Annotated in this window: 14 protein-coding genes and 1 pseudogene; 9 read left to right on the forward strand and 6 right to left on the reverse strand. The window is 68.7% G+C overall.

Annotated features, from left to right (window positions below):
• Window positions 1–87: 87 nt before the first annotated feature.
• Window positions 88–2,487 carry a patatin-like phospholipase family protein gene (locus tag WS61_RS19370; RefSeq protein ID WP_059502782.1) on the reverse strand — a complete coding sequence of 800 codons (2,400 nt, stop codon included), beginning with the start codon at window positions 2,485–2,487 and terminating at the stop codon, window positions 88–90.
• A 273-nt stretch (window positions 2,488–2,760) separates the two neighbouring features.
• Between WS61_RS19370 and WS61_RS19375 the strand changes: the two genes are divergently transcribed.
• From WS61_RS19375 to WS61_RS19390, 4 genes and pseudogenes are all read left to right on the forward strand, one after another.
• Window positions 2,761–3,795, forward strand: coding sequence for a rod shape-determining protein (locus WS61_RS19375; RefSeq protein WP_059502482.1), 1,035 nt, complete (start codon window positions 2,761–2,763; stop codon window positions 3,793–3,795).
• A gap of 90 nt (window positions 3,796–3,885) precedes the next feature.
• Window positions 3,886–4,242 (forward strand): annotated as a pseudogene (locus WS61_RS19380) (autotransporter outer membrane beta-barrel domain-containing protein); the annotation flags it as partial.
• A gap of 158 nt (window positions 4,243–4,400) precedes the next feature.
• Entirely contained in the window at window positions 4,401–6,623 is a 2,223-nt protein-coding gene (locus tag WS61_RS19385; RefSeq protein WP_059502784.1) for an amylo-alpha-1,6-glucosidase, read from the forward strand.
• A 96-nt stretch (window positions 6,624–6,719) separates the two neighbouring features.
• Window positions 6,720–6,971 carry a hypothetical protein gene (locus WS61_RS19390; RefSeq protein ID WP_009694579.1) on the forward strand — a complete coding sequence of 84 codons (252 nt, stop codon included), beginning with the start codon at window positions 6,720–6,722 and terminating at the stop codon, window positions 6,969–6,971.
• Window positions 6,972–7,454: 483 nt separating this feature from the next.
• Here the strand turns inward: WS61_RS19390 and penR are convergent, their stop codons facing one another.
• A complete protein-coding gene (gene penR / locus WS61_RS19395; RefSeq protein WP_059502486.1) occupies window positions 7,455–8,345 on the reverse strand; it encodes a beta-lactamase transcriptional regulator PenR in 891 nt (296 codons plus the stop codon).
• Window positions 8,346–8,493: 148 nt separating this feature from the next.
• Here penR and blaPEN-bcc point away from each other — a divergent pair, with 148 nt between their 5' ends.
• A complete protein-coding gene (gene blaPEN-bcc / locus WS61_RS19400; protein ID WP_059502487.1) occupies window positions 8,494–9,432 on the forward strand; it encodes a PEN family class A beta-lactamase, Bcc-type in 939 nt (312 codons plus the stop codon).
• 471 nt (window positions 9,433–9,903) lie between these two features.
• Here blaPEN-bcc and WS61_RS19405 read toward each other — a convergent pair whose 3' ends face one another.
• The 4 genes from WS61_RS19405 to WS61_RS19425 all read right to left on the reverse strand — a co-directional run bounded on the left by WS61_RS19405 (window position 9,904) and on the right by WS61_RS19425 (window position 13,097).
• Window positions 9,904–10,104 carry a hypothetical protein gene (locus tag WS61_RS19405; RefSeq protein ID WP_059502489.1) on the reverse strand — a complete coding sequence of 67 codons (201 nt, stop codon included), beginning with the start codon at window positions 10,102–10,104 and terminating at the stop codon, window positions 9,904–9,906.
• Window positions 10,105–10,686: 582 nt separating this feature from the next.
• Window positions 10,687–11,019 (reverse strand): antibiotic biosynthesis monooxygenase, encoded by a 333-nt coding sequence (locus tag WS61_RS19415; protein WP_059502493.1) that lies wholly within the window; start codon window positions 11,017–11,019, stop codon window positions 10,687–10,689.
• A 42-nt stretch (window positions 11,020–11,061) separates the two neighbouring features.
• Window positions 11,062–12,438: an ATP-binding protein gene (locus WS61_RS19420; protein ID WP_059502495.1), complete on the reverse strand. Its 1,377-nt coding sequence runs from the start codon at window positions 12,436–12,438 to the stop codon at window positions 11,062–11,064.
• The gene (locus WS61_RS19425) at window positions 12,435–13,097 is read right to left on the reverse strand and encodes a response regulator (RefSeq protein ID WP_034204371.1); all 663 of its coding nucleotides are present in this window, start codon (window positions 13,095–13,097) and stop codon (window positions 12,435–12,437) included. Before WS61_RS19425 ends, WS61_RS19420 begins: the two co-directional genes overlap by 4 nt.
• Window positions 13,098–13,330: 233 nt before the next feature.
• Here WS61_RS19425 and WS61_RS19430 point away from each other — a divergent pair, with 233 nt between their 5' ends.
• The 4 genes from WS61_RS19430 (at window position 13,331) to WS61_RS19445 (ending at window position 16,930) form a co-directional block, all read left to right on the forward strand.
• Window positions 13,331–13,684, forward strand: coding sequence for a YgiW/YdeI family stress tolerance OB fold protein (locus WS61_RS19430; RefSeq protein ID WP_059502497.1), 354 nt, complete (start codon window positions 13,331–13,333; stop codon window positions 13,682–13,684).
• A 54-nt stretch (window positions 13,685–13,738) separates the two neighbouring features.
• A complete protein-coding gene (locus tag WS61_RS19435) occupies window positions 13,739–14,599 on the forward strand; it encodes a MurR/RpiR family transcriptional regulator (RefSeq protein WP_034204373.1) in 861 nt (286 codons plus the stop codon).
• A 54-nt stretch (window positions 14,600–14,653) separates the two neighbouring features.
• Window positions 14,654–15,079 carry an N-acetyltransferase gene (locus tag WS61_RS19440; protein WP_059502499.1) on the forward strand — a complete coding sequence of 142 codons (426 nt, stop codon included), beginning with the start codon at window positions 14,654–14,656 and terminating at the stop codon, window positions 15,077–15,079.
• Window positions 15,080–15,262: 183 nt separating this feature from the next.
• Window positions 15,263–16,930: an ankyrin repeat domain-containing protein gene (locus WS61_RS19445; protein ID WP_059502501.1), complete on the forward strand. Its 1,668-nt coding sequence runs from the start codon at window positions 15,263–15,265 to the stop codon at window positions 16,928–16,930.
• The last annotated feature ends 40 nt before the right edge of the window (window positions 16,931–16,970 follow it).

Here is a 16,970-nt window from a genome sequence, read left to right on the forward strand (position 1 = left end):
GGGCCGATCGACGGCAATCGCGAAGACGCAGGCCGCCGGCGGGCGCACGCGCGCCACGGATGCCGCCGAAGCGGCATCCGCGCATGCTCAGTAGGTGCGGCCGAGCTGCAGGTAGAAGTTGCGTCGGCCGCTGGGCGCGAGCGCCACGCCGATGTAGACGGGCCCGAACGCGGTCGACAGGCTCGTGAAGAACGTGTAGCTCTGCTTGAGCGAGCCGCCGCCGATCTGCTGGCCGCTGGACCAGACGTTGCCGACTTCCGCACTGGCGCCCACCGACAGCGCCTTGATCGGCGATGCATTGAACGTCATCAACTGGTTCATGTACGTGATCTGCCCGTACGCCAGCTCGTTGCCGTTCAGCTGATCGGCCGCATAGGCGGACAGATGCTGGAAGCCGCCGAGCGTGAAGTTGAACGCGTTGATCAGGTTGGTGCCGCCGATGCTCTTGCCGCCTTCGATCGTCGCGCTGACGCTGTGTCGGCCGAACTGCTGCGCAATCATCGCCTTGCCGTAGATCTCGGTATAGGGCGAGTTGTTGATCCCGTCGTCGAATTCCTGCGCCGAGCCGCCGTTACGCGACACGAGCGAACGGTCGATCCGCAGTTCGCCGAAATAACCCTTGCGCGGGAACATCGGATCGTCTAGCTGATCGATCACGAGCCGCGCCCGCGCGACCAACGCCTGGGACGTGAAGCTCGGCCACAGCAGCGTCTGGCCGCTGCCGTCGTCGAACGGTACGTTGTAGGTCGGCGAGCCGTGCCCGGTCATGTAACCGACGCCGATCCGGAAATCGCCGAGCCGCGCGATCGGCAGGCCCAGATCGATTCCCGCGCGTGCCGTCTGCATCAGGTACTGCGTGACCTTCACGTCGCCGGAGTTGTTGTACAGGTTCGCATAGCGACGCTGGTATTCGGCGTACGGCGACAGGTACACGCCGTACGCGGTCGACAGCGGCTGGCGCAATTCGACGCGTGCCGACTGCAGGTCGCTGCCGATCGTCGTGTCCGCGCGGAATTCTAGCCCCGATTCGGTGAGCCACGGCCGCCGGTAGCCGACGTGCAGGCGGAAGCCGCCTTCGTCGGTCGAACTGCTCGACATGCCGAGCCCGAACAGCAGGAAGTTCGGCCCCCAGTACTTCTCGCGCGCATTGATCTCGAGCACGTTGTCGTCGCCGTGGCTCACGATCTGCTGCGTGACGCTCTCGAAGTTGCCGCCGGTCGTGAGTCCGAGCAGATCCTGGCTGACGGTCTTCGGATCGTAGATGTCGCCGGGTTTCACATGCAGCGCGTTGCTGACGACGCGCTTCGGCACGCCGCCGCTGGTCTTGATGTCGATGCGCGTGATCCGGATCGGCGGCGGCAGCGGCTGCGCGTGCGCGGACCGGTAGGCCGCGTACTGTTCCGGCGTGAGCGCGAAACGCCGCAGTTTCGGCAGCGCCGCGGTCGCGGCGGCCTCGCCGGCGGCAATCGCCTGCTTCGCGTTCTGGAAATCGGTGAACGCGAGCGAGCCGAGGTTCGGCGTGAGCAGCACGTCGTGCGCGTCGAGCTGCTTGCGCTGCGCGGTCACGTTCTGGCGGATCAGGATGCCGACCATCTGCTGCATCACGTCGGCAGGCGACGCGAGCGCGTCGAGCGGGCGCAGTTGCGAGCCGATGTCGACGGCGATCACGATGTTCGCGCCCATCTGCCGCGCGGTGTCGACGGGCAGGTTGCTGACGAGCCCGCCGTCCACCAGCGCGCGTCCGTTGATCTCGGCCGGCGCGAACAGGCCCGGCATCGCCATGCTCGCGCGAATCGCGAGCGGCAGCGAGCCGTGGTCGAGCACGACCATCTGGCCCGTCTGCAGGTCGGTCGCGACCGCGCGGTACGGGATCGGCAGGTGGTCGAACGGCTGGTTGGTCGGCACGGCGGCCGTCCAGTTCGCGAGCAGCGCCTGCAGCCGGTTGCCCTGTACGAGGCCGACCGGCGCCTTGACGCCTTTCTTGCCGAAGCCGAGCGTCAGCCCGTTGATGTACAGGCGTTCGTCTTCCCGGCTGGTTTGAGGCAGGTCCGCGCGGTCGGTCACGTCGAACGCAATATCCGCCAGATTGACCTCCGACAGCCGCTTCTGCATCTCGTCGGCCGCCATCCCGCTCGCGTACAGGCCGCCGACCACGGCGCCCATGCTGGTGCCCGCGATGCAGTCGATCGGAATCCGGTTGTCCTCCAGCACTTTCAGGACACCGAGGTGTGCGTAGCCGCGCGCGCCGCCACCGGACAGCACGAGGCCGATCGACGGCCGGCCGGCCGGGCCGCCGTCGGCCGTGCAGGTGTGCGCCGACGCGGCGGGCGCGGCGGCAGCCGGCGCGTCGGCGGCGGCAACGGGTTGGGCAGCAGCGGCTTCGGTGGCCGGCAGCGGTTGCGCGGCGACCGTGCAGCACCAGAAGGCAACGAGCGTCGTGCAGAGCGGGCGCACCGGCGCCCAGCGGAAGAAAACGGTCGCTGTCATGGCGAACATACCTGGCGTGATCGTGCGTCTGAGGCCTGCCGGGAGCAGGCAAGACCGAGAGATTACCGTGTTTTACAGGCCCGACGCGAGAGGCCGTTGCGTAGCCGGACGTGCCCGAAACGCCACATTCGGCAATTTCGTCGCGAAAAAATCATGGGAATTGCCTAAAGTATCGGAACGATTTGCCGCTAAGCTCGTGATGGGACGGCATGGACGCGTGGCAAAACGTGCGGCGCGGCTGTCCCGGCCCGTTCCCTCACAAAGGTTTTAAATATGTCGACACCGCTGTTCGGAAAGTTGTTTGCGCAACCCGTTGCGATCGACCTGGGAACGGCAAGCACGCGGATCTATACGCACGAACGCGGCGTGGTGCTGAACCAGCCGTCGGTCGTCTGCTTCCGCAAGGGCGGCGCAAGCGACGCGCGGCCGACGCTCGAGGCCGTCGGCGAGCTCGCGAAGGCGTTGCTCGGCCGCGAACCGGGGCATCTCGAATCCGTGCGGCCCATGCAGCACGGCGTGATCGCCGACGCGCACGCGGCCGAGCAGATGATCCGCAGCTTCATCGACATGTCGCGCACCCGCTCGCGCTTCGGCCGCCGCGTCGAGGTCACGTTGTGCGTGCCGTCCGACGCGACGGCCGTCGAGCGCCGCGCGATCCGCGAGGCCGCGTTCGCGGCCGGCGTATCGGAGGTCGAACTGATCGAGGAATCGCTCGCGGCCGGGCTCGGCGCGGGTTTGCCGGTGACCGAGGCGGTCGGCTCGATGGTCATCGACATCGGCGGCGGGACGACCGAAGTCGCCGTCATCGCGCTCGGCGGCATCGTGTACCGCGAGGCGATTCGCGTCGGTGGCAACCAGTTCGACGCGGCGATCGTCAACCATGTCCGCAACCTGTACGGCGTGCTGCTCGGCGAGCAGACGGCGGAGCACGTGAAGAAGACGATCGGCTCGGCCACCAGCGCGGTGCCGCGCACGTCGACCCGCGCCGTCGGCCGCGGCATCGGCGACGGCCTGCCGCGTTCGGTCGAGCTGTCCAATCACGACGTCGCGGACGCGCTGGCCGCGCCGCTCAAGCAGGTGATCGGCGCGGTCAAGTCGGTGCTGGAAAACGCGCCGGCCGAACTCGTGACCGATATCGCGAATCGCGGCGTGGTGCTCACCGGCGGCGGCGCGCTGCTCGCCGGGCTCGAACGCCTGCTGTACGACGAGACCGGGCTGGTTGCGCGGATCGCCGACGAGCCTGCCACCTGTGCGGTGCGCGGCGCCGGTGAGGCGATGGGGCGGCTCGCGATGTGCCCGGCCGATTGAGCCGGGGCGGTGCCGGCCGGGCGCCGCGGTGCAGGCTTCACATTCTTTCGATCTCGCTGTTGTCGGCCCGGCCGGCATCGTCCACTGCATGGACGGGCGCGGGCACTGCGCGCCGGCGGCGAGACGACCCACAGCGGCTTCTCGACGCTCGGCCTGCGCGCGGCGTCGCCGCCCGGTTCGATCGCGAGCGGCACGTTCACCGCGCGCGGCACGGTCGGCTGGCGGCATGCGTTCGGCAACGTGCGGCCGTCGCCGGCGTTCGCGTTCGCGAACGGCGCACGTCGTTCCAGGTGTCGGGCGTGCCGATTGCTCGCGACAGCGCGGTGCTCGAAGCCGGCATCGACGCGAACGTCACGAAGCGCCTGACGCTCGGCCTCACGTTACAGCGGCCGGTATGACACTGGCGTGCGCAACAACGGGATCCTCGGCAACATCCTGCGGAAATTCCGACCGGCAACCGATGTACCCGCACGCGACACGGTGCGACGACGCGACTTCGCATCGCGTCGCGGCCGTTTCGGCGCTGCGCGCGCCCCCCGTTCTGGCCTATCCTGTGCGAAACACGCGACGCGCGCCGCGCGTTGCGCCTCGACACAGGAGCATCGATGCCGAATCACGCCGAAGCCACGACGACGCAGGCGCCGCAAGTCGCGCCGATTGCCCCGACCACCGCGTCGGGTCCCGCTTTCATCGCGCCCGAAGCCGATCCGCAGGCGATCGCGCGCAACAATCAGTACGTGCTGAAATCCGGTGACGCGTTCGTGGTCAGCGACGCGCTCGGCGACATCGGCGGGCATGACGACGGCCTGTTCGTCGACGACATGCGCGTGCTGTCGACCTGGCGCCTGACGTTCGGCGGCCGTGCGCCGTCGTTGCTGTCGGGCGCGACGAGCGCCGACAACGCGTCGTTCACCGCGCACCTGACGAATCGCCCGCTGCCGCCGCTCGGCGGCCACGAGACACCCGAGGGCGTGATCCACATCGAGCGGATGCGCGTGCTCGCGGGCGACGTGCTGTACGAAGCGCTGACGCTGACGAACTACGGCGCGAGCGAAGCCGAAGTGCCGCTGTCGCTGTCGTTCGCGGCCGATTTCAAGGACATGTTCGAAGTGCGCGGCACGCAGCGGCCGAAGCGCGGCACGGTGGGGGCGCCGCGCGTCGACGCGGGCGCGGTGCGGCTGCGCTATGACGGCCTCGACGGCGTGGAGCGCAACGTGACCGTGCATTTCTCGCCGGCGCCCGACGCGCTGTCGGTCGATCGCGCCGACTACACGCTGACGATCGCCGCGCAGGCGTGCGTGTCGATCTACCTGACCGTCGATGCGACGCTCGGGCCCGCGCAGGGCGAAGGGCCCGGATGCGGCCGCGTCGCGCTGCGTACGGCGCTCGTCGGCGTGCATCGCGAGATGCGGGCGCGGCGCGAGTCGATGGCGCGCGTGAACACCGGCAATCCGCTGTTCGACGCATGGCTCGATCGCTCGCTCGCGGATCTCGGGTTGCTCACGACGCAGCTCGACACGGGGCCGTACCCGTATGCGGGCATCCCGTGGTTCTCGACGCCGTTCGGCCGCGACGCGATCATCACGTCGCTGCAGATGCTGTGGCTGCAGCCGTCGCTCGCGCGCGGCGTGCTGCGGTTTCTCGCCGAGCATCAGGCGCGCGAGACCTCCGCGTTCCGCGACGCGGAGCCCGGCAAGATCATGCACGAGTTCCGCCGCAGCGAGATGGCCGCGACGGGCGAGGTGCCGTTCGCGCTGTACTACGGCGGCGTCGATACGACTCCGCTGTTCATCGTGCTCGCGGGCGCCTATGTCGAGCGCACCGGCGACGATGCGCTGATCGACGAGCTGTGGCCCGCGCTCGAGCGTGCCGCGCAATGGGTGATCGACAAGTGCGACCGCAATCCGTACGGGCTGCTCGATTATCAGCGCACGTCGGAGCGCGGCCTCGCGAACCAGGGCTGGAAGGACAGCCACGATTCGGTGTTCCACGCGGACGGACGTTTCCCGGACGGGCCGATCGCGCTCGTCGAAGTGCAGGCCTATGCATGCGCGGCACTCGACGCGATGTCGGCGTGCTCGCACCGGCGCGGCCATGCGGCCGACGCGACGCGCTACGCGTTGCGCGCGAAGACGCTGCGCGAGCAGGTCGACGCGCTGTTCTGGATGCCGGAAGGCAATTTCTACGGGATCGCACTCGACGGCCATGGCGACCTGTGCCGTGTGTTCGCGTCGAACGCGGGCCATCTGCTTGCCTTCGGGCTGCCCGACGCCGAGCGCGGCGCGGCGGTCGCCGGCGTGCTCGGCTCGGCGCTGTTCCAGACCGGCTGGGGCATCCGCACGCTCGCGGCCGGCCAGCCGCGTTTCAATCCGATGGCCTATCACAACGGCTCGGTGTGGCCGCACGACAATGCGCTCATCGCGCGCGGCCTGGCGCGCTACGGCGACAAGACGGCCGCGGTGAATCTGCTGCGCGCGCTGTTCGAGGCGGCGGTGAGCTTCGAGATGCGCTTGCCGGAGCTGTTCTGCGGATTCCCGCGCCGACGCGGCGAACCGCCGACCGCGTATCCGGTGGCCTGCCTGCCGCAGGCGTGGGCGGCCGGCGCGCCGTTCATGATGCTGCAGGCGTGCCTCGGCGTGAGCATCGACGCGGCGCGCCACGAGGTGCGCGTCGAGCGTCCGGCATTGCCGGAAGGCGTCGACTGGCTGCGGATCGATGCGCTGCGCGTCGGCGACGAAACCGTGTCGCTGACGTTCCGCCGCGTCGACGGCCAGGTCATCGCGGCGGCGGAGCAGCCGGGCCGTGTGAAGGTGGTCGCGGTGCTGTAGCGGCGTGCCGCGCGAACGTTGCGCGATGTCGCGCCACGTTCGCGCGCAGCGGCATAGAATCGTGACATGACCCTTGAACGATGGCGGAGGTAGACGATGACGACCGACAATCGGCCCGACGACGGCGAGCACAAGCTCGAGAATCTGGAAGCGGCGGTCGACCACCTGCACAAGTCGATCGAATCGCAGAGCATCGCGGTCGGCGCGGCGAAGGGCATCCTGTTCAGCCTGATCGAAACGCTCGGCGCACTGATCGGCGATCCCGACCTGCCCGAGCATGCGCGTTCGGGCTACGAAGCGTTACGCGACAAGGCGAGCGAATTGCGCGGCGGCCTCGAGCGCCATTGACGCACGGGCGGCGCAGGTGCTGCCCGATTCGGCAGACGCAGCACAAAACCCCGTGTGCTCAATCAGTTAGGTGCCCGATACGCAGGATATCCACAAGCTTGCCAACACAATCTGTGGAGAACCGCCCGGCCATCGGCCGGGTGCGCCACGCGTGCGCGGCGTGCGGTTCGACAATCTTTGCGGTGCCACACCATTGACCGGCCAAGGTCCGTGAACTGAATCCCCTTCTGTATCAAGATGTTACGCGCCCGATGTGGCGGATATCCACAGGCTTGCCAACAAAATCTGTGGACAACTCGCAATCGATTGCGTCGCAGGCGTTGAGGATCCGGCCGGAATGCGACGGGTGCGCGAAGCCCGTGCGCAAAGGCTGCCCGCGCCGCGCATCGGCGCACGAATGTGTGCGCGATCAAAGGCTTAGGCTCCGGATACCCAGGATATCCACATCCTTGCCAACACTTTCTGTGGACAAGCGCGGCCGCGTTATTCGGTGGGCGCCGCGCCGGCCGCTTCCGCCACGATCCAGTCGCGAAAGAGCGTCATCGCGGGCGTCAGCGGTTTCGACTTCAGCGACGTGAGCCAGTAGCCGCCCGCGCGCACGTCGATGTCGAACGGCCGCGCGAGCTGGCCGAGTTGCAGTTCGCGCGCGAACATGCAGGCGGGCGCGAGCGCGACGCCCGCACCTTGTATCGCGGCCTCGACCATCAGCCGGGACGAATCGAATACGGGCCCGTTGACGGCCCACGGTTCGAGTTGCGCGGCGTCGAACCAGCCGAGCCATTCGTCGGTGCGGTACGAGCGCAGCAGCGTTTCGTTCGCGAGGTCAGCCGGCTGCGCGAGACGCCGCGCAATGTCCGGCGTGCACAGCGCGGTGAGCGGCGCATCGAGCAGTTGCTCGTTGCGTGTCGTCGGCCAATTGCCGACGCCGAAGCGGATCGCAAAATCGAGGCCCTCGGCGGCGAGGTCGACGACGTTGTTGTTGGTCCGCAGCCGCAGCTCGACGAACGGGTGTGTGTCGCCGAACTGCTTCAGCCGCGGCATTAGCCAGCCTAGGGCAAAGGTGCCGACGACGCCGAGCGTCAGCACCTCGCGGAAGCGCCCGCCGTCGAACTGCTTGAGCACGGTCTCGATGCGGCTGAACGCGTCGCTCAGCACCGGCAGCAATGCACGCCCCTCGTCGGTCAGCCCGAGGCCGCGCGGCAATCGCGTGAACAACGTGCAGCCGAGCCGCTCCTCCAGCGAGCGCACCTGCTGGCTGACCGCGGCCTGGGTCACGCTCAGCTCGAGGCCGGCGCGCGTGAAGTTCAGGTGGCGCGCCGACGATTCGAATGCGCGCAACGCATTGAGCGGAAGATGAGGGCGGAGTTTGGTCATAAGAATTTCTTTTGTCAGCGCTCAATTATCGTTGCTTGTCGGGCAACCGTAAAGTCTCGATAGTGCTGTCTCGGCGGCCGGCCGTTTTCGGCACGCAACACCAACACGCAATACCGTTTCGCCGCCATTCCACCACGAGACAACCGACATGACCTACTCAACGAAACGTCGAACCCTGTTGCTGGCCGCCGCGACGGCGCCGCTCGTTCTCACCGTCACCGCGTGCGCGTCGCGGCAGGCCGCGGCGCCGGACCCGGCCGCGGCGGCAGCGGCGGCTGCCGCGGACGCCATTGCGCCCGTCGCGGCGGCGACGACGCTCGCCGATCTCGAGCGCGACGCGGGCGGCCGTCTCGGCGTGTGCGCGATCGACACGGCGAGCGGCCGCGTCATCGAGCATCGCGCGGGCGAGCGCTTCCCGTTCTGCAGCACGTTCAAGGCGATGCTGAGTGCGGCGGTGCTCGCGCAGAGCGTCGAGCGGCCGGGCTTGCTGCAACAGCGCGTGACGTACACCAAGGCCGACCTCGTCAACTATTCGCCGGTGTCGGAGAAGCATGTCGGCGCGGGCATGACGGTCGGCGCGCTGTGCGAGGCCACGATTCAGTACAGCGACAACTCGGCCGCGAACCTGCTGATGAAGCTGATCGGCGGCCCGTCGGCGGTAACGGCCTACGCGCGCTCGATCGGCGACGACATGTTCCGTCTCGATCGATGGGAGACCGAACTGAATACCGCGCTGCCGGGCGACCCGCGCGACACGACGACGCCCGCCGCGATGGCCGCCAGCATGCGCGCGCTGACGCTCGGCGACGCCCTGCCGGCCGCGCAGCGTGCGCAGCTCGTCGCGTGGCTGCGCGGCAACAAGGTCGGCGACAAGCGAATTCGCGCGGGCGTGCCCGCCGGATGGACGGTCGGCGACAAGACCGGTACCGGCGATTACGGAACGACCAACGATGCGGGCGTCATCTGGCCGACGTCGCGCGCGCCGATCGTGCTGGCCGTGTACTACACGCAGGCGCAAGCCGATGCACGGGCGAAGGACGACGTGATCGCGTCGGCCGCGCGCATCGTCGCGCGCACGTTCGGTTGAGCAGCGCGGCACGGCGCGCGTGGCGAGCGCCGCGGGCGCGCCTTGCCGCAGTCGTGACCCGCGCGATCAAACGTTGTGCGATCAACGACTTAGGTCGCGCATGCTCAGGATATCCACATGCTTGCCAACAAAAATTGTGGACAAGCCCGCGCGCCGCGGCGTCCGGCGCGACGCGCGCCGGGCGTGCCGCGTTTGAGGCAGCGCGAACAAAGTCTTTCGGATCAAGCGCTTGGTCGCGGTATGCGCAGGCTATCCACACGCTTGCCAACACAATCTGTGGACAAGCACGGCAGCCCGCGCGTCACGTGCCGACGCGGCATGCAACGCGCGATCGGGTGTCGTCGTGCCCTTTTCGAGGCGGCGCGGACAAAGTCTTTCGGATCAAGTGCTTGATCGCGGTATGCGCAGGCTATCCACATGCTTGCCAACACAATCTGTGGACAAGCTCGCGCGCGGCCGCGACCGCAACGCTCAGGGCTGCCGATCGTCGACGGCGGGCCAGCGCGCGAACGCGAACACCCACAACATGATGAAGTTCAGCACCGGGACGAACATCGTCAGGATCCACCAGCCCGAATGCCCGGTGCGCCGCACGATGCGGACGTACGGATAGACGACGATGGCGACGAGCACGAGCGAGACGAGCAATTGCCACGCGGTGAAGTGTTCCATGGTCTTCCTCGGAGTGAGGTGTCGTGATGCGGTGCCGGCGGCACGGCCGGCCCGGGGCGCCGACGCGCATGGCCGACGATGCGCGGCCGCGTGCGGCTTGCGTGATCTTGATGCGCGGCGGGCACGGGCGTCAAGGCAGCGGCAGGGCGCTGCCCGGATGCCCGATCGTCGCGTTCGCGCATGCCGATGCCGCGCGTTGCCGAAACGGTGACGCGCGGCGCGAATCGTAGGCCGATCAACGGGTTAGCGCAGGCTTGCGCAGGATATCCACAAGCTTGCCAACAAAATCTGTGGGTAAGTGGTGCAGCGCCGGTCCGGCATGCGTGCAGCGGTTGCGATGCCCATCGGACGTACATCGTGGACGTACATCGTCGTGGCGTCGTGATGCGATGTGCGGCGAAGCGGTGACGGCGATGGCCGTTGCCCGGGCCTTGTCTGCATCACGCGTGCCAAAGTCCATCGGATCAAGGGTTTAGCGCCGCGGTGCGCAGGATATCCACAAGCTTGCCAACATTTTCTGTGGAGAAGTCCGCATTCGCGATTCGGCCAAATGCCACGCGCTGCCACGCTTCGCACGCCGGCTCACGCCGTGCAGATACCGGCCACGCCGACCTTCTGGAACAGGTGCGGGCTGGTGACGGCGGACGACGGATAGGCCGACAGCTTCGCGACGAATTCCGGATGCGTGAAGGCCGCGCGAAAGGCGTCCGTCGATTCCCGGACCGCGTGGTTCAGGTAGGTCGGGCTGTCGCCGAGCGCGCGATGAAGCTGCGTCGAGATGAATCCCGGCTGGCGCTTCATGAATTCCGCGTCGTCTTTCCAGACGGCGAGAAAGTCGGCTTCGTCGGCGGGCGCCGGCGTAAACATGTTGACGAGCACGACCGGCGCCGCATCGATCGCGATCTGTTGCCGGATTTGCCAACATAATCCGTGGACAAGCCGACCGCCGCGCGCGCGTCAGGCCGGCCGCGGGAAGCGCACCGTGACGGTCAGCCCGCGCCCGCCGCGCGTGGTCCCGAGCGCGACGGTCGCGCGATGCTGTTCGGCGATCCGCTTGACGATCGACAACCCGAGCCCGCTGCCCGACGACGTGGCGGCTTGTGCGCCTTCGCCGCGATAGAAGCGTTCCCATACGTCCGTGCGTTCGGTCTCCGGAATGCCGGGGCCGTCGTCGGCGACTTCGAGCACGGGCGTCGCGCCGTCCATGCGCGCCGACACGTCGACGCGCGCGCCTGCGCCCGCATAGCGGATCGCGTTGTCGACGAGATTGTTCAGCAGCACGCGCAGCGTGTCGGCATTGCCCGCCGTCGTCACGGGCACGTCGACGATCGCACCGAGATCGATCCGGTGCGCGTCGGCGACGCGCGCGCGGTCCGACACCACCGAACGGCACAGCGCGGCGAGATCGACCGGCGCCGACGCGCCGACGGCCGCCTGCGCATCGGGCTCGAGGCGTGCGAGCGTCAGCAACTGTTCGGCGAGGTGGCCGAGGCGCGTCGTGCCCGCATGGATTTGCGCGAGGATGCGCTCGCGTTCCTCGGCAGTCGCCGCGCGTCGCAGCAATTGCGACTGGATCGACAGCCCCATGATCGGCGTGCGCAGCTCGTGCGCGGCATCGGCGATGAAGTGCCGCTGCAACGTGAACGAGCGGTCGAGGCGTGCGAGCAGGTCGTTGATGGCCTCGGCGAGCGGGCGGACCTCGTTCGGCATCGACGCGACGTCGACCGGCTCGAGGTTGTTCGCATTCCTGCGTTTCAGGCCGGACGCGATTGCCCGTAACGGCCGTAACCCCGCGCCGATGCCGAACCACAGGCCGAGCGCGAGCAGCGGCAGCATCGAGAAGACGGGCCACAGCAGGTGGACGGCGATGCCCGCGATCGCTTCCCAGCGCGCATGCCGCGCCTGCGCGAGCCGGATCGTCGTGCCGCCGCGCTCGGTCACATAGGTGCGCCACGGCTGGCCGCCGACGTCGACGCTCGCGATGCCCTGCTGCGCGGGCGGCGGCAGCTTCGAGTCGCGGTCGGTCGAATACACGAGCGTGCCGTTGCGCCATACCTGCAGCAGCACCGCATCGGGGTCGCTCGCTTCGAAGCCGTGCTTGCCTGTGGCGCGGTTGCTGAACGACAGCTCGCCGTTCGGGCCGACGACGATCTGTTTCGACATGCTGCGCATCTGGTCGTCTAGCAGATCGTCGAGTTCGCGCAGCGCGCCCCAGTAGGTGCCGGCGCTCGCGACCAGGCCGATCACGCACGCGGCCGGCAGCAGCCACGTCAGCAGGCGCCGCCGCAACGACGCGTTGCGCCAGCGCGCGACCGCGCGTTGCAGGCGCGTCACGTGCCGTCACCGATCCGGTAGCCGACGCCGCGCACCGTGCGGATCATGTCGTGGCCGAGTTTCTTGCGCAGGTTGTGGATATGCACCTGCACCGCGTTGCTCTCGATTTCCTCGCCCCAGCTATACAGCCGTTCCTCGAACTGTTCGCGCGAAATCACCGCGCCCGGTTCGCGCATCAGCTCGTGCAGCAGCACGAATTCCTTCGGCGACAGCGGCACTTCGTCGTCGTCGAGCCAGACGAGGTGCTTGACGGGATCGAGCCGCAGCGGGCCGATCGCGAGCGTCGTCTGCGCGCGGCCTGCATGGCGGCGGCTGACCGCGCGGATGCGGGCGAGCAGTTCGTCGAGCGCGAACGGCTTGACGAGATAGTCGTCCGCGCCGCTGTCGAGGCCCGCGATGCGGTCGGGCACGCCGTCGCGCGCGGTGATGATGATCGCGGGCAGGTTTTCGTCGCGGCGGCGCAGCGCGGCGAGCACCGACAGGCCGTCGCGATTCGGCAGCCCGAGATCGAGCAGCAGGAGCCCGTAGCCGGTCGCACGCAGCGCGAGCGACGCGGCGTCGCCGTCCTTCACCCAGTCGACCGCGAAGCCTTCCTGCTTGAGGCCCTGTTCGAGCCCGCTGCCGATCAGCGGATCGTCCTCGACGAGCAGTACGCGCATGGATTCGTGTCTCTCCGACAGGGGCGCCGCGGCGCCCGGGGTTCTCATGATAAGCGCACGCGCCTTAGGCCGAGCTTAAATGCACGCCGTGCGCGGCCCGCGTTCGTACCGGTCCAATGCGGCACCGTGTCGCTTCGGCATGCCCTTCAGGTTTGCTTAATCTTACGGTCCGTAAGCTGGCGCCGTCGCGTTCAACGGAGCGCGGCGCCACATCGAAGAAGAGGACCGAGATCATGAAACACCTGGCCAGAATCCTGGCGGTCGCGCTCGTCGCGCTGCCTGCCGCCGTCTACGCGCAATACACGGGGCCGTCCGCGCTGACCACGACGACCGTGAAGGAACTGCTCGCCGACGGCCGCGACGACCAGCACGTGCAGTTGCAGGGGCGCATCGTCAAGCACGTCGGCGGCGAGGATTACGAGTTCGCCGACGCCACAGGCACGATCCGCGTCGAAATCGACCCCAAGCTGTGGGCGGCGGGCCAGCCCGTCAGCGACAAGAACGAAGTGAAGCTGACCGGCGAATTCGAGCGCAAATGGTCGGGCCGCGTGAAGGTCGACGCCGATCACGTCGAAGTGCTGCGCTGACGGTGGGCGCGGGGCCGGTGATACCATGGACGACCGGTTCCCGTTCCCACCAAGATGGCCGCCAATTTCGACGAACTCGCGTCCCGGATCCGGGCGCAATTTTCCGAGCTGAGCCCGCAATTCCAGGCGGGCGCCGCCTTCCTGCTCGATCATCCCGACGAAGTCGCCACGTCGTCGATGCGCAAGGTCGCGCAGCGCGCGCAGGTGCAGCCTGCGTCGCTCGTGCGGCTCGCGCAGCAATTCGGCTTTCCCGGCTGGAACGAGCTGCGCGACCTGTGCGTCGCGCGCGTGCGCACGCGTCCCGAGCCGCTCACGCAGCGTGCGCGCTCGCTCGTGCGGCCCGACGCGAAGGCGTCGCTCGCGCACGATCTGCTCGCCGCGCAGCAGCACAACCTGTCGGCGACCGCCGCGCAGAACGAGCACGCGCTCGCGGATGCGGCGAGGCTGATCCGCAAGGCATCGCACGTGCACGTGGCGGGGTTTCGCTCGTGCTATCCGGTGGCCTTCGGTTTCGTCTACGGCTACCGGCTGTTTCGTCCGACCGTGTCGCTGCTCAACGGCGTCGCCGGTTCCCTCGAAATGGAGTTGCGCACGATCGCGAAGCAGAACGTGACGGTGATCGTCAGCTTCGCGCCGTATTCGGCCGAAGCGACGCGCGTCGCGCAGGCCGCGAAGGCGCAGGGCAGCCGGATCGTTGCGATCACCGACAGCGCGGTGTCGCCGATCGCGCTGCACGCGGACGCGCAACTGATCTTCACGCACGACAGCCCGTCGTTCTTTCCGTCGCTGGTGGCCGCGCATGCGATGGCCGAGGCGCTGGTCGCGCAGTTGCTGGCGCTCGAAGGCAGCGATGCGATCGCGGCGCTCGAGCGGACCGAAGCGGAACTGCACGCGAAGGGCGCATACGTCGTTTGACGGGCGCGGCATGCACGATTTCCGCCCATTTTCATCCACGACCCCGCGCAACCGATGACGTTGACCTATGCCGTGACCGATGCGGGCGACCCGGAGGTGCGCAAGCAGATCGTCGCGCCGCTCATCCGCTTCAACGAAAGCCAGGCCGGCCCGGTCGACTTTCGGCCGCTGGCCGTGATCGTGACCGACGAGGCCGGCGCGGTGGTCGGCGGCCTGTGGGGCGGCACGGCGTTCGGCTGGCTGCATGTCGACCTGCTCGTAGTACCCGAAGCCGCGCGTGGCCAAGGCGCCGGCACGCGCATCATGGATCTGGCCGAACAGGAGGCCGTCGCGCGCGGTTGCCACAGCGCGTGGCTCGATACGTTCGACTTCCAGGCGCGTCCGTTCTACGAGAAGCGCGGCTATGTCCGCTTCGGCGAGCTCCACGATTACCCGGTCGGGCACAGCCGCATTTTCCTGACGAAGAAACTCGCGGGCTGAGCGCCGCCGCGCCGCACGATTGACGACGCCGGCGGCCGTCGCCTACGATACCGGCCAGCGATGCAGGTCGCTTCCGGGTCCGCGGAAAGGGTTCAACCCACCTGTCGCTGCAAATCCAGTCTTCCCCCATCCTTTGTGCTGGCGGTATTGCGGACCTTCGGCCATCCACGCACGAGGATCCGCATGAAAAAGCTGCCTCCCAACGCTCATCCCGATCATCTGAAAAAGCAGGCCAAGGCATTGTTGCGCCTGTACCGGCAGGGCGACGCCGATGCCGTCGCGCGCTTCGTCCAGTCCCTGCCGGCGGCCGCGAATCGCACGCACGACGAAACGCTCGCACTCGGGCTCCGCCTGCACGACGCACAGTCCTGCATCGCGCGCGAGTACGGTTTTGCTTCATGGGCCGATCTCGGCGTGTTCGTCGAAACGCATGCGCTCGCGCGGCAACCGCGGTCGTCGTTGATTCGCCGCTGGCTCGACCTCGCGTACGGCGCCGACGTGACCGGCGGCTTCGACGCGGCCCGGCCGCGCGTCGCCGCGCAATTGCTGCGCGATCGTCCCGATCTCGTATCGGCGGACTCGGCGATCGCATGCGCATCGGGCGATCTCGACGCGGTGAAGGCGGCGCTGGCCGCCGATCCCGGCTGGATCGCGCGCGCCGACGGTGCGCTGAAGTTGCCGCCGCTCGTCGCCGTCACGCATTCGCGGCTCGGCCAGCTTCCCGAATTCGCGGCCCGGCTGCGTGCGTGCGCGCGCTATCTGCTCGATGCGGGCGCCGATCCGAACCAGCGGATCGGCAACCGGACGCCGCCGGCCTCGCTCGCGCAGCCCGACGAGTCGGCGCCGCTGTCGGCGCTGTATGGCGCCGCCGGCGTCAATCGCGATCCGGCGCTCACCGCGATGCTGCTGGAAGCCGGCGCCGATCCGAACGACGGCGAATCGCTGTATCACTCGGTGGAGAATCCGGCATGCACGCGCCTGCTGCTCGAGCACGGCGCCCGGGTGAGCGGGACGAATGCGTTGCGGCGGGCGCTCGATGTGCCGGACGCTACCGCGCTCGAGTGCCTGCTCGCGCATGGCGGCGACCCGAACGAGCCGGCCGGCGACGGGCCGACGAAAATGTGGGGCGCGCCGTTGCTGCGCGCAATCGCCGTGCGTTGCCCGGCGCGCCATGTCGCCGCGCTGCTGGCGGCCGGCGCCGATCCCCGCGCGCGGACCGCCGCGGGCGTCAGCGCGTACCGGCTCGCGATGCAGACCGGGTTGTCCGACGTCGCGGCGTTGTTGCGCGCGGCCGGCGCGGAGGAAGCGCTCGATGCGCAGGACGCATTCGTGGCGGCCTGCGCGCGCGCCGATGCCGACGACGCGCGGCGCATCCAGGCGCGCCATCGCGAGCTGCCCGGTACGTTGCCCGACGACCGGCTGCGGTTGCTGCCGGACGCCGCCGCATGGGGTTCGCGCGATGCGGTGAAGGTGATGGTCGAACTGGGCTGGCCGATCGCCGCGCGCGGCGGCGACTGGGGCGCGAGCGCGCTGAACCACGCGGTGTTCCGCGGCGATGCCGAACTGCTGGCGTTCCTGCTCGCGCACGGCGCAAACTGGCGCGACGTGCACGGCTTCGGCAGCGATGCGCTCGGTACGTTGTCCTGGGCGTCCGTCAACGAGCCGGAGGGCGTCGGCGATCCCGACTGGGAAGCGTGCGCGCGCGTGCTGATCGCGCACGGCGTGCCGCCGGCGGTGCGCGATCCGTCGAATCCGGATGGCGTGCTGATCGACGGTCGCGCGATGCGGTTTTCCGAGGCCGTCACCGACGTGTTGCTCGGCGTCGACGCCGGGCGGCCCGCATCGAAGTGAACCGACGCGGGCGGCCATGCGTGGCGGCCTGCATTCGGCA

The organism is Burkholderia sp. ABCPW 11, from assembly GCF_001523445.1.
Taxonomy (GTDB): domain Bacteria; phylum Pseudomonadota; class Gammaproteobacteria; order Burkholderiales; family Burkholderiaceae; genus Burkholderia.

Bases quoted from the DNA above. Each gene is read 5' to 3' on its own strand.
- WS61_RS19370 (WP_059502782.1), bottom strand. From the start codon at position 2,487: ATGACAGCGACCGTTTTCTTCCGCTGGGCGCCGGTGCGCCCGCTCTGC.
- WS61_RS19375 (WP_059502482.1), top strand. From the start codon at position 2,761: ATGTCGACACCGCTGTTCGGAAAGTTGTTTGCGCAACCCGTTGCGATC.
- WS61_RS19385 (WP_059502784.1), top strand. From the start codon at position 4,401: ATGCCGAATCACGCCGAAGCCACGACGACGCAGGCGCCGCAAGTCGCG.
- WS61_RS19390 (WP_009694579.1), top strand. From the start codon at position 6,720: ATGACGACCGACAATCGGCCCGACGACGGCGAGCACAAGCTCGAGAAT.
- penR (WP_059502486.1), bottom strand. From the start codon at position 8,345: ATGACCAAACTCCGCCCTCATCTTCCGCTCAATGCGTTGCGCGCATTC.
- blaPEN-bcc (WP_059502487.1), top strand. From the start codon at position 8,494: ATGACCTACTCAACGAAACGTCGAACCCTGTTGCTGGCCGCCGCGACG.
- WS61_RS19405 (WP_059502489.1), bottom strand. From the start codon at position 10,104: ATGGAACACTTCACCGCGTGGCAATTGCTCGTCTCGCTCGTGCTCGTC.
- WS61_RS19425 (WP_034204371.1), bottom strand. From the start codon at position 13,097: ATGCGCGTACTGCTCGTCGAGGACGATCCGCTGATCGGCAGCGGGCTC.
- WS61_RS19430 (WP_059502497.1), top strand. From the start codon at position 13,331: ATGAAACACCTGGCCAGAATCCTGGCGGTCGCGCTCGTCGCGCTGCCT.
- WS61_RS19435 (WP_034204373.1), top strand. From the start codon at position 13,739: ATGGCCGCCAATTTCGACGAACTCGCGTCCCGGATCCGGGCGCAATTT.
- WS61_RS19440 (WP_059502499.1), top strand. From the start codon at position 14,654: ATGACGTTGACCTATGCCGTGACCGATGCGGGCGACCCGGAGGTGCGC.
- WS61_RS19445 (WP_059502501.1), top strand. From the start codon at position 15,263: ATGAAAAAGCTGCCTCCCAACGCTCATCCCGATCATCTGAAAAAGCAG.